The sequence below is a fragment of the Pseudoalteromonas sp. K222D genome (genome assembly GCF_017653575.1).
GTDB lineage: Bacteria > Pseudomonadota > Gammaproteobacteria > Enterobacterales > Alteromonadaceae > Pseudoalteromonas > Pseudoalteromonas nigrifaciens.
On sequence record NZ_JAGGDL010000007.1, the window covers coordinates 88,825 to 101,664 of the forward strand.

The 12,840-nt window shown below is 40.4% G+C and carries 11 protein-coding genes; all 11 read right to left on the minus strand.

Features of this window, described 5'->3' with window-relative positions; genetic code table 11:
* Positions 1-16 precede the first annotated feature (16 nt).
* The 11 genes from J5X91_RS05860 to ribF all read right to left on the minus strand — a co-directional run bounded on the left by J5X91_RS05860 (position 17) and on the right by ribF (position 12,827).
* The gene (locus tag J5X91_RS05860) at positions 17-3,133 is read right to left on the minus strand and encodes a PilC/PilY family type IV pilus protein (RefSeq protein ID WP_208834230.1); all 3,117 of its coding nucleotides are present in this window, start codon (positions 3,131-3,133) and stop codon (positions 17-19) included.
* Position 3,134: 1 nt separating this feature from the next.
* Entirely contained in the window at positions 3,135-3,662 is a 528-nt protein-coding gene (locus J5X91_RS05865) for a pilus assembly protein PilX (protein WP_208834231.1), read from the minus strand.
* Positions 3,650-4,663: a PilW family protein gene (locus tag J5X91_RS05870; RefSeq protein WP_208834232.1), complete on the minus strand. Its 1,014-nt coding sequence runs from the start codon at positions 4,661-4,663 to the stop codon at positions 3,650-3,652. The genes J5X91_RS05865 and J5X91_RS05870 overlap by 13 nt, the downstream gene beginning before the upstream one ends.
* 1 nt (position 4,664) lies before the next feature.
* Positions 4,665-5,243, minus strand: coding sequence for a type IV pilus modification protein PilV (gene pilV, locus J5X91_RS05875; RefSeq protein ID WP_208834233.1), 579 nt, complete (start codon positions 5,241-5,243; stop codon positions 4,665-4,667).
* A gap of 142 nt (positions 5,244-5,385) precedes the next feature.
* The gene (locus J5X91_RS05880; RefSeq protein WP_208834234.1) at positions 5,386-6,087 is read right to left on the minus strand and encodes a LytTR family DNA-binding domain-containing protein; all 702 of its coding nucleotides are present in this window, start codon (positions 6,085-6,087) and stop codon (positions 5,386-5,388) included.
* Complete coding sequence (locus J5X91_RS05885) at positions 6,084-7,118, minus strand: histidine kinase (RefSeq protein ID WP_208834235.1); 1,035 nt, start codon at positions 7,116-7,118, stop codon at positions 6,084-6,086. Before J5X91_RS05885 ends, J5X91_RS05880 begins: the two co-directional genes overlap by 4 nt.
* Positions 7,119-7,165: 47 nt before the next feature.
* Positions 7,166-8,095: a 4-hydroxy-3-methylbut-2-enyl diphosphate reductase gene (ispH, locus tag J5X91_RS05890; RefSeq protein ID WP_086997376.1), complete on the minus strand. Its 930-nt coding sequence runs from the start codon at positions 8,093-8,095 to the stop codon at positions 7,166-7,168.
* Positions 8,095-8,535, minus strand: coding sequence for an FKBP-type peptidyl-prolyl cis-trans isomerase (gene fkpB, locus J5X91_RS05895; protein WP_011327610.1), 441 nt, complete (start codon positions 8,533-8,535; stop codon positions 8,095-8,097). Before fkpB ends, ispH begins: the two co-directional genes overlap by 1 nt.
* Positions 8,532-9,032: a signal peptidase II gene (gene lspA / locus J5X91_RS05900; RefSeq protein ID WP_011327609.1), complete on the minus strand. Its 501-nt coding sequence runs from the start codon at positions 9,030-9,032 to the stop codon at positions 8,532-8,534. The genes fkpB and lspA overlap by 4 nt, the downstream gene beginning before the upstream one ends.
* A 10-nt stretch (positions 9,033-9,042) precedes the next feature.
* Entirely contained in the window at positions 9,043-11,871 is a 2,829-nt protein-coding gene (gene ileS / locus J5X91_RS05905; protein WP_208834236.1) for an isoleucine--tRNA ligase, read from the minus strand.
* Positions 11,872-11,900: 29 nt separating this feature from the next.
* Positions 11,901-12,827: a bifunctional riboflavin kinase/FAD synthetase gene (ribF, locus tag J5X91_RS05910; protein WP_011327607.1), complete on the minus strand. Its 927-nt coding sequence runs from the start codon at positions 12,825-12,827 to the stop codon at positions 11,901-11,903.
* Positions 12,828-12,840 lie beyond the last annotated feature (13 nt).

A 12,840-nucleotide genomic window follows, 5' to 3' on the forward strand; every position in this document is an offset into this window, starting at 1 on the left:
AACCCCCTTAATCATCTTAATTAGATTTGATTTCGTCGTTTTCTTCGCGCTTATAAATGTAAGTTTGCTGGGTTTTAAAACCAAAACCGACAGACTCCTTATTTACTAATTGTATTTTTCCGTCTACTACTTTTAACCCCGGCCCAATAACATCCACTGGTCTCATTGGGTTTTGAGCATCTTTCCCTTTTATCCCAGGGCCAATTAAATAAAACTGACTTTCTCCAACTTCGTTCTCACCAAAGTATAACTGTGGTGTATCGGGTACATCGTAACTAGTAGCAAACTTCAGCTCATCGTACACCTTAGTGCCATAATGTAAATGAAACGCATACAGTGAGCCTCCACCACCACTAAGTGAACACTGATTTACTGTTGCTGTATCTGAAGCCGGAGTAAACGAGGTAAAATAAGCCACTCCACCCACAACTGTAGCTGCGGCAAGTGATTTTTCACCGGTTGCTAATTCATACCGCCAACCTTTAACGTTTGCTAAATCTGCTTCTAGCTCAACAAACTTCTCGACATTATCTAACGCATTACCGAATGGGTCATGGTTTATTTGCATTAAGTCTTCTTTTACAATAGTAGCTGGCGCTTTGGTTAAAAATGACTTAGTGACGGTATTTTCATCTCTAATCATAAATAACTGATCTTGCTCATTAGTATCAGTTGGCTTAGAGCGATTGCCACTACCTATAACTATGGCATCGTAAGGTGTATCTAAGCGCGTGGTAACTACTTCCCCTTTTTCGGTGGTTTGAGTTACTTTACTAAACATAGTGCGCGCAACTAATGGCTTGTAAAAAAAGCGCCTATCTTGGGTAGCACGTTCACTACCTAGCTCAGCTAATTTAAAATGGCTGAACTCACTAATATCACTGCCCGGCATATCAATCCGCCAAATATTACCACCTGTATCTGACGCATAAATACGATCTATATAACCATCGTAGTCAGAATCAAGCACGGTTACATCCGCTGCAATACTGTGTTTACCTTTAAAGCCGTTAATCTCTGGAGTGAGAGCCCACACACGCTTTCCGGTTTCCGCTTCAATAATATAAATACCACGGCCTTTAGTGTCTTCACTACGAATAGCCGCATCTTTGTTAGTGTCGTAACCTGCACCAAATACCAATAAAGGTTTATCACCAAACGCTTTAATATACGCTATTTGTGGCTTAGACCAACTTTGAGCAAGTTCAGTAAAGTCACCTTTCCCGCCTTCAATTGGTTTATCCCAGAGTTTTTTCGGAGCATTTGGTGCTGTAATATCTAGTGCATAGTAGTTTTTACCACCACGGCGCATTCCTGCAAAAGCCCATACTTCATCATCACTGCCTTCGCCTGCATCTATAATGCCGTCATTCAATCCTTCACTGTTTAAACTATTACTAAAATAAACACTGATTGCTCCATCCATGCCATAAACTTTAGTTTCAGCCTGGTTTTCACGCAGTGGTTTAATAATCTTGTATAGCGCAGAGGGAATAAACGCCCAACTCTCACTCACTGTATTACCTGCGTCTTTAAACATATGTAAAAAGCCAGCATTGGTGCCAATAAGCAAACGAACGTCATCATTACCGTAATCAATTGCTACAGGTTTAGAGTGCAGCGGATCGCCAAAAATATCTTGTCGTTGGTCTTGCTTTGAGCCGTCTCTGTCCTCATCATCAACATCAACCCCCATCGCCCATTTTATATCATCACTTGCTAAGCTAAGTGTATTATCTGGAGTAGTATTAAGAATATCATTTACTACTGTAGGACTAAATTTAACAAGCGCTCCTTGGTTCTCGGTGTATAGGTTACGGCTTTGGGTATCTAAAGTAGTTAAATGTAAATTAACCCCACCCTGCGCTACTGCGTTACCATCTGCAGGCTGATTACTTGGCAGCCAGAACGTTTTTGCATCTTTGCTAATTAAGCCATTATCATCCAGCGCTCCCTTAGCCGTTGAATCAACTATTTGATCACCCGAAACTTTTAATTTTTTTAGATTGCCACGCCAACGCGCACCGGTTTCGGGATAAAACATCGCAAAATAGATAGCATCGCGGCTACGGGTTTGATCTACGTTGTTACTTGCTACAGATGGCGATGAAAAGCTGTCGTTCACTTCGCGAATGCGCGAAATTGTATTTTTAAGTGCATCCGACAACTGCGCTGCAGTATTTGCATGCAAATATTGACCACCGCCATAATCAGCAGTTTCAGTTAGTAAATTTTTACCAGAATCACTCATACCCGTACCAAAGCCAATAGGGAATACACGGCCTATATCAAGTACATTCTTAGTGTTTTTATATAAATCGACTTCCACATCATCAGTACCATGAATTATTTTAGCTAGGGCTGCTAAATAACTATTACTAACAATAGGCGGGTTTTCAGAAAAATAGTCGCGATGAAGATCGTAAATATCATTATTTCTGTTGGAGTCATTACTTGGGTCTCCATCAGTCATTAAGATGATATTAATACTGTTATCACATCTAAGTGGCTCACCGGTAACTGGGATAAACGGCGATTTATAATACCCAGAAGATTCGGCTGTTTTGTCTCGGTCATTTGTATTATTACCGTAATATACTTTTTGGCCTGTTATGTATAAATAAGCTTCCCATAATGTTTCAGTCAAAGGCGTTGCACCGTTTGCAGGTAACTCTTCTATTTTCTCTAGCAAGGATTTTTTGTCGGCCCCTACTCTTGCTAAAACATAACCACCGTTATCCCCATCAAAGCGCATTAGTCCAAAATCAATATCTTCGTTGTCATTTACTAATTGTTTAATCGCATTTTGTGCAACCTGTAAGCGGCTATCTTCACATACAGGCTCTGCATATCCGTTCACTGATTTATAACACTGCTGGTACCAAGTGTAACTCGCTTTACTTTTAAAACACTCACTTTGATAGAAACCATTACTATTTCTTTTATAGCATTGCTTACCATCAGTAACGTCCCAGGCCATACTTCCAGATGTATCAAAAATCATCATGACCCGGGGTTTTTCTTTTGTCTCAACATTATAATTTACATAAAGCTCTATATCTTCAGCAATAACCGACATACTTATGGCCAACCCCACCAATGAGGCTAACACTGCATTTAATTTAAACTTCATTTTAAATTCCCTTACCTGTGCTAGCCATTTCTTGAGCTATACCTGTAACAATCGTCAGTGAATATTTCATCTCATTAGCCGGTGAATTTTTAATCTTGGGGCCATAGTCTATAGTGGTAGCTACTTGCACCATATTGCAGGATACTCCTGCGGTAAAATTAAATCGGCGCGGGCATTCTAAATTGAGCGCCCCTTTATTTAAGTTAATCATTTTACTTTTCATGCCATTATGGTTAGCTATTACCATGCCACTCTCATCGCCTGATGCAATGCTGGTTACTTCGTCTGGCGATAAAAAAAACTGATTGCCTGCTCCCTTATTTGCTTCGCCCGAAATCATCCGCTGCACTTCGCCAATTAACTCATTTTCAGCAACTTCTCGCTCTTGCGCTGCATTGGTAATTTTAATATCAATTGTACTACTGCTCATGAGGGTAACCGCAATACCAGTTACGGCTATTACCATAATTAATGCTGTTATAAGCACCACGCCCTGCTGTTTATTCGGTATATTTTTTAAATGCGCCATAAGTTAGCCCCCACATTATTTAAACGAATAGTGGTAGTAAATACCGTACGCCTGTAGTTATCGGTAAATGTTAGCTCTCGTTTATCGCTACCTTCACCCAGTATATATGTTTGATTTTTAATTTTAACTCCAGGATCGGGTTGCAACGCTCTAATCAATAAAAATAGCTGTACTGTTAAAATACCTTTTCGATTTTCCCAATCAGTAGGGTTCATGTCTTTAATGCTGCGGTAAGTATCTACTCGGCTATCATTGGTAGTGTCTAAGCCAAATACAAAGCGCATGTTTTCAACACCCTCCATAATTGTTTCTTCCTCCATGCTATCACCCACCAAACGTTGTCGTTTTAGAATGGGTACTTTAAATTTTTTATTGTTGACAACATATTCTTGCTCAGATATGTAATATACATGATGACTATAGGGCCACACTGTCGTATTTATATTTAATGCACCTGGTGTACCTGGTGTACCTGGTATACTACGAAAAAATTGTGCTTGCTCTTGTTCCGCGATAAAGTAATTTACGTTAGCTTGAACGTCGGCGAGGCTCCCTACTATTAGTTGCTTACCTTGTAAAAATTTTAGCTGTAAAATATCGGTATTTTTAATTGCATCTTCAATGCATTTAAGCTCTTTAGGATCTTTAGTGCCCTCTGCTTTTTTAGCATATATAGTTCTAAAATTGCTACTACTGGTTAAATCTGGGAAACTGCCGTTATTAGCCCCCTCAGAGCAATCACCTGTAGTCGTTGCAGAAACGGTTGTATTTGCTGCAGTGAACGAGTCATCATAAAATGTACCCCAAAAACCAATTTGCTCAATATCGCGCTGCATTATATTAATTGCTAAACGTCCTGACTCTTGAAGCTCACCAATTGTCATAGTGTCTTTTGTGGTTACTTTCATACTAATAAAAGTAAACATAACACCGCCGAGGATCAAGCCACCAATAAATAGTGAAATCATTACTTCTATGAGCGTAAAACCTGTTTGTTTCATGCTAGCTCCTCACATAAATATAGCTAGTTAATACCACTAATCGACGTTTATTGTTAGGGTCATCACCACAGGTAACTTTTCCTGTATCTGTGTTTGCTGTAAATTCTTGCCGCCCTTGCCATGATATAATTACCTCAATATTGAATCCTTTCCCGCCAGTGCCATCTTCTGAGGTAGACTTTATACATATGGTGGCATCATCTAAAGAGCCTGTATTATTACGTGCGCTAATAGCGCGCTTCCATTGCACGACATCCAAACCCACTATACCTTCGGAGCCACAGCTACTATTAAAGCAAGCTGATGATTCGGTCTCCTTGCTATCACTTTTTATTGCTTCCTTGCCGTTATAAGAACCATAAAGTTTAATAGACGTAATGGTATCGTTAGCACGGATACGCTGCACAATATCATTACCAAGTGCAACTGCAGCAGCACGCTGCATAGAGTCAAAACTGGCTTGTTTAGCTTTTGCTTGCAGTGCAACGGCACCTAATAAGCCAAAACTGAGGATGATAAAGGCAATAAGTACTTCTATTAAAGTGAAGCCTTTGCGTCGCTTAATTAGGTGTGAATACATAATAAAACCAAATAAATATTATCTGATTATAAGTGTATGCAATTAAAATATAGATTCAAGAACTACTAAGACTAACGGTTGATTTTGTTGATAAACGGTTAATAAACTCTGCATTTACCAAAGTAGCTTTTTAGTAAATGAGTTAACACAAGGTAGATTTAACTGTTTTTAACTCACGGCGGCTAACCACTAACAGCTCTTTGCAGTTTTGTAGTTCAATAGCATGGCTACCGCTACTTAATGAGTGCAGAGCAACCACCTTATTTTTATTTACTAACGTATTGCGGTGTACTCTTAAAACATGTGTGGGATAAAGGGTTTCTAATTGTTTTAAACTTTGCTCTATAAGCGCACTGCCCCCTTTAAATACCATTTTTGTATATTTTTCTTCAGCAGCAAAATAATAAATACACTCCATTTCTATACTTTTTAATGTGCCCGCGAGCTGATACGTAATTTTTGTTGTTTGTTGTTTTTGTATATGTACTTTATTTAAGCGCCCAAGTTGTTCAACTACTTTTTGTAATGATTGCGCCGATACAGGCTTTACCAAATAACCCGCCGCATTTAATTGCAATGCGTCTAGCGCGTGCTCAGGGTGGGCGGTAATAAATACTATGGCGGGTGGAACTGCAAGTTTGTTAAGCTCACTTGCTACCTCCAAGCCATTAATACCCGGCATATCAACATCTAAAAACACTAAGTCAGGCTGGTTTACTTTACTTAACGCAAGTGCTTCTGCACCATTGCTCGCTTCATTTTGTACAACTATATTTTGAGCCGCCAATAAACGTACTAAACGCGCTCTAGCTAAGGGTTCATCATCAACAATAATTACATTCATAATTGACTCTCAATATGTTTAGGGATCACTACTTTTACTCTAAATACGCCATTTTTATTAGCAATAGTAAGCTGCGCTTTACCCTTGTAATAAATATTAAGTCGTTGGCGAATATTTTCCAGTGCCATGCCGTTACTTGGCCGAGTTTTAGAGGTTGCCGCGGTTATTGGGTTAGTAACTATAATAGTTAAATAGCCACTTGTAACATGCAGCTCAACTTTAATTACAGCGCCTGTTTCGCTAGGCTCTACGCCATGGCAAACGGCATTTTCAATTAAAGGCTGCAAAGTTAAACAGGGAATATTAAGCGCAGGAAGCTCATTGGGTATTTGCCAATCGAGCTTTAAGCGGCTGCTAAAACGCCATGTTTCTAGTGCAACATATTGCTTGCTAAGGGTTATTTCGTCCTCTAATGGCACACTTTGCCCTGAGCGCATTGCCGCTTGCGATAAAGCTGCTAAAGCTAAAATAGCCTGCTCAGCTGCGGTTGCATCATGATGGGTAAGCTCTGCAGCGGTATTTAAACTGTTATATAAAAAGTGTGGGCGAATACGTGCTTGTAACGCATCAAGCTCTGCGCGGGCAAGCGCTTTAGTTTGCTGCTCTTTTTCAAAATGAATTAATAAAAACTGGACGAATAAAGCAGCCAATAAAGCCACTATAATACAATTACGAAGTGTGAAATAAATTAGGCTATTTGTATCATCTATATCAAAAGCAAAATGAGAAAATAAAATACTAAAAATGCATGTGAATAATAAAAACAAGACAAAAAACACACTTAACTGAAAAGTTTGAGTACGTTTTTGTAAAAAAAATCTACAGAAGTATAAAGAAGAGGTACTGACTAACACTATTAAGTGTAAAAATAAGCTTATTATTCCAAGGCGAAGCCAAATATCATCTTCTACATTGGGTGCAAAAGCCAGAACAATAGCAACAACTTGCGATACAACTAACGAGGCAAGTACGCCTCGCTCATTAAAAAGAGCCGAAAAAAGCAACCCATCCACTTGTGGCGATTTGCTCATAACGGCTCCCTTTTAAGCTAATTAATTAAATATATATTTAATTCAGATTAGCGCAGCTCAATAGGAACAGCAAATACAATGTTCTCTTCTTCGCCAGGATTTTCAGTAACTTGATTGCCACCAAGTTCTTTTAAGCGGGTTATAACCTGTTGCACTAACACTTCAGGTGCTGATGCTCCTGCGGTTACCCCAACAGCATTAATACCAGTAAACCATGACTCTTGCACGTTTGTGGCATCGTCAATTAAATAAGCTTTAGTGCCCATTTTATCGGCAAGTTCACGCAAACGATTTGAGTTAGAGCTGTTTTTAGCGCCAACCACTAACAACACGTCTACTTTGTCGGCTAAGTCGCGAACGGCGTCTTGACGATTTTGCGTTGCATAACAAATATCATCCTTGCGCGGCCCATCAATAGCAGGGAACTTAGCGCGCAGCGCATCAATTACATCAGCAGTATCATCTACCGAGAGCGTTGTTTGACTGCAGTAAAATAAGTTGTCAGCATTTTTTACATTCAACTTAGCTACGTCTTCTACGGTTTCTACCAGGTAAATACCGCCCTCGTCATTGCCATACTGCCCCATGGTGCCCTCAACTTCTGGGTGTCCTTGGTGGCCAATTAAAATACACTCTATGCCTTTGCGGCTCGCACGGGTTACTTCCATATGTACTTTAGTAACCAGTGGGCAGGTCGCATCAAATATTTTTAAGTCACGACGCTTTGCTTCGGTGCGTACCGCTTGCGATACGCCATGCGCACTAAATATAACTATGCTGTCGTCAGGTATCTGATCAAGCTCTTCGACAAATACCGCACCGCGGCTTTTTAAGCCGTCAACCACATAGCGGTTATGCACCACTTCGTGGCGTACGTAAATTGGCTTTTCAAAAATATCTAAAGCGCGCTCAACAATACTAATAGCGCGATCAACCCCTGCGCAAAAGCCTCGTGGGTTGGCTAGTAATATTTCCATTAACCTTGCACCTCAATAATATCTACTTCAAAGGTTAAACGCTGACCCGCTAACGGATGATTAAAATCAATCGTTACCGACTCGCCTTGCACTTCGCGTACTAAACCCGGAAGCTCGGTACCATCAGGCTGAGTAAACGCTATTATAGCGCCTACTTTAGCTGGGGTTTCTGGGCCAAATTTACTGCGATCAACATAGTAAATGTTATCTGGATTTGGCTGACCAAATGCATCTTCTGGTTCTAGCTCAAAGGTTTTGCTCTCACCTGCGTTTAAGCCTAATAAGCACTTTTCAAAGTTAGCTGTTAAGCTACCATCGCCCATAGTTAATTTAGCAGGCTTGTTATGCACTTTGGTTGAGTCGGCAGCAGAGCCATCTTCTAACTTAATAGAAAAATGAAAAATAACCTGTGAGTTTTCACCAATTACAGCTTGGCTCATGCTTTATGCTCCTTCGGACTTTCGCCTGTAAAGGCGTCAAATAATAATAATGCTGCACCAATACAAATAGCGCAATCTGCAACATTAAATACCGGAAAATGTGAGTTTTTATAAAATACGTGTATAAAGTCAATTACATAACCGTATGCAATACGGTCGTATAAGTTACCAATTGCACCGGCAAGTACCAATGAATAGGCAGCGCATAATACTTTATTAGTTGCTGGCAGGCGTTTTAACCACCACACCAGCAATCCACTAATAGCAATTGCAATAGCACTTAAAAACCAACGTTGCCAACCACCTGCATCACTTAAAAAACTATAAGCTGCACCGTAGTTATGTACATAAGTAATACTAAAAACAGGCAGTAAATTAATCGACTCTTGATAAGCCATACTACTTACAACAAGTGTTTTACTAGCAAAGTCTACTACTAACAGCAGTAGACTTAACCATAGCCACACTAAACCACTTTTTTGGGCTAGTTTGCTCACTAATTAACTCCTAAGCGAATTGACGTTGCTCGCCTTCACCGTCAACATTGCTTACACAGCGTCCACAAATTTCAGGGTGAGCAGGCTCAACACCTACATCAGCGCTATAATGCCAACAACGCTCACACTTTTGTGCGTCGGTTGCAGCAACACTAATATAAAGACCATCAATTTCGGTAGTTTGTGTATCTGCCGGCTGGCTATCAACTTCGGTTACGTTTACTGCAGATGTTAAAAATACAAAACGCAGCTCGTCGCCAAGTGCTAATAATTTAGCTGCGAGCGCTTTGCCTGTATATAAATTAACAGTTGCTTGGAGCGTTGCACCAATCACTTCTTCTTTACGTGCAGCTTCTAATAGGCGGTTTACTTCATCGCGCACTGTTAGAATTTCTAACCAATCATCGTTACTAAATTGGCTGTTAGTAGGAGCTTGTAAGCCTTCGTACCAGGTTGATGTAAATACGTAGTCACTACGCTCACCCGGTAATGCTTCCCAAATTTCTTGAGCAGTAAAGCTCATAATTGGTGCCATCCAACGCGTCATTGCTTCAGCAATATGGTACAGCGCTGTTTGACAAGAACGACGTGCGTGGCTGTCACTCTTAGCTGTGTATTGGCGGTCTTTAATTACGTCTAAATAGAACGAGCCAAGCTCACCGGTACAAAAGTTCATTAGCTTTTGCGTTACTAACAGCATTTGGTAGCTATCGTAGGCAGCTAAAATTTCTGTTTGTAATTGTGCTGCACGGCCAACAATCCACTTATCAAGCTCAACCATATCATTAACAGCTACTTGATCTGTTTTTGGATCAAAACCATTTAGGTTAGCTAATAAGTAACGACTAGTGTTACGAATTCGGCGGTAACGATCTGCTGAGCGGTTAAATATTTCATCCGACACCGTCATTTCTGCGGTGTAATCGGTAGAGGCAACCCACAAGCGTAAAATATCGGCGCCTAGTTTATTCATCACATTTTGTGGTGAAATAACATTACCTAACGACTTAGACATTTTACGACCGTTTTCATCAACGGTAAAACCATGAGTAAGTACTTGGCGGTATGGTGCATGGCCGTTAATAGCGACCGATGTCATCATAGACGACATAAACCAACCACGATGCTGATCAGAACCTTCAAGGTATAAATCGGCAGGACCAGTTAAGTCTTCACGCGCATCAACAACACACGCATGCGATACGCCCGAGTCAAACCATACATCGAGAGTGTCTTGCACTTTCATGTATTGCTTAGCATCTTCTTCACCTAACAGTGTCGCTGGGTCTAAATCGTACCATGCTTGAATACCTGACTTTTCAACCAATTGTGCTGCTTGTTCAATTAACTCTTGCGTATTTGGATGAATAGCACCGGTGTCTTTATCAGCAAACAATGCAATTGGTACACCCCAAGTGCGTTGGCGTGATATACACCAATCTGGACGGCCCTCAACCATGTTTGCAATGCGGCTTTCGCCCCACTCTGGTAACCACTGCGTGTTTTTAATTTCGTTTAATGAATCTTGACGCAAATTAGCCTGATCCATACTAATAAACCACTGTGGTGTAGCACGGAAAATAATTGGCGTTTTATGACGCCAGCAATGTGGATAACTATGCGTAATAGCATGGTGATGCATTAATGCGCCATGCTCTTTAAGCACTTCAACAATGCTCGCGTTAGCTTTAAACACATGCTGACCGGCAAATAACTCAGTGTCTGGTAAGTACACACCATTTGCGCCAACCGGGTTAGTCACTTCTAGTTTGTATTCAAGTCCAGCCACGAAATCTTCTTGACCATGCCCTGGAGCCGTATGTACAACACCCGTACCTGAGTCGGTCGTAACATGTTCAGCTACAATTACAGGAACACTAAAGTCATAAAAAGGGTGTGCTACTTGTAAATTTTCAAGCGCCGCACCTTTAACATAACCTAATACATGAAAGTTATTAAAACCAAAACGGTCCATGGCATCTTTAACGAGCTCAGAGCCTAAAATTAAGCGTTGCTGCTTACCTTCGTCATCAACTTGTACTAGTGCATATTCTAATTCTGCATGTACTGCTACTGCTCGGTTAGCAGGCAGCGTCCACGGGGTGGTAGTCCAAATAACAGTACCAACTTTACCTGTACCTTTATGACCATCGGCTAAATCAAACGCACTTACTACTGCGTCTTGGTCGTTAAAAATAAAGCGTACGTCTATTGCTGGTGATTGCTTATCTTGGTATTCAACTTCGGCTTCGGCTAAAGCAGAACCACAATCTGTACACCAATGCACAGGCTTAGCACCTTTATGTAAATGGCCTTTTTCAATAATACGACCAAGTACACGAATAGCATTCGCTTCAAAATCAAAGTTCATGGTTAAGTAAGGCTTATCCCAATCGGCAAATACACCTAAACGTTTAAAGTCGACCTTTTGACCTTCAACTTGCTTTTTAGCGTATGCACGGCACTTTTCGCGAAACTCGCTCGCGGTTACTTTAACGCCTGGCTTGCCAACTTTTTTCTCAACCATTAACTCTATTGGTAAACCATGACAATCCCAACCAGGTACTAATGGCGAGTCAAAGTCAGATAAGGTTTTAGACTTAACAATAATATCTTTTAATATTTTATTTACTGAATGGCCTAAATGGATATCGCCGTTTGCATACGGAGGTCCATCATGCAAAATAAAGGTTTTTTTACCTTTTTTAGCACTGCGAATTTGACCATATAGGTCGTCTTCATACCATGCTTTTAGCATTTTTGGTTCACGTTGTGCCAAATTGCCACGCATTGGAAACGGTGTTTCCGGTAAGTTCAAAGTATGTTTATAGTCGCTCATTAATCCTACATTCCGTATCTATCGGCTACCTAATTTAAACCAAAACACTGCTTAGCGGCGGCAACGTCAGTTGCTATTTGCGCCGTTAATTGTGTTAATGTCTCGAATTTTTTCTCATCGCGGAGTTTTTTAATCAACTCCACATGCATAAATTGTCCATAAATGTCTTGTGCAAAATCAAAAAGATGAACTTCTAATAAGGCACGAGTTCCATTAAAGGTGGGCTTATTGCCTATATTGGCAACCCCATAAACTTGTTTCCCTGCTATGGTTGCTTGCACAGCAAACACCCCATTTACCGGGCAAACTTGACGTTTAAGCGCTATATTTGCGGTTCTAAAACCCAGCTCTCGGCCACGTTTCCAACCATGTATAACACGCCCTGAAATGGCATAGTTGTGACCAAGCATTACCTTTGCAGTGCTTAAATCACCAGCGGCAAGCGCTTCACGAATTAAAGTACTGCTTACTCTAGCATTTAATTGGCGAAAACTCGCGGTGCTTTTAACATCCATGCTCGCTTGTTTGCCCATACTTACTAGTAAGTCAAAATTACCTTGTCGCTGCTTGCCAAATCTAAAATCATCACCAACCGTTAATGCTTTAACGCCTAGCTTTTTAATTAAAATATCACTAACAAATTGCTCTGCATGCATATTTGCAAATTGCTGATTAAAGCTAATACAAATAACTCGTTCAATACCTAACTCGCTGAGCAATAGCAGTTTATCTCGTAAGCGAGTTAAACGCGCTGGCGCATTACTTTTAGCAAAAAACTCTTGTGGTTGAGGCTCAAACAACATTACCGTACTAGGTAAATTATTTGCTTTAGCATCAATAAGTAAGCCTTTTAATACTTCAGCATGACCTAAGTGAACACCATCAAAATTACCAATAGTAAGCACACAACCAAAATGTTGTGAGCGAATATTGTGTATACCTCTAATTAACTCCATGCCACCCAATGCC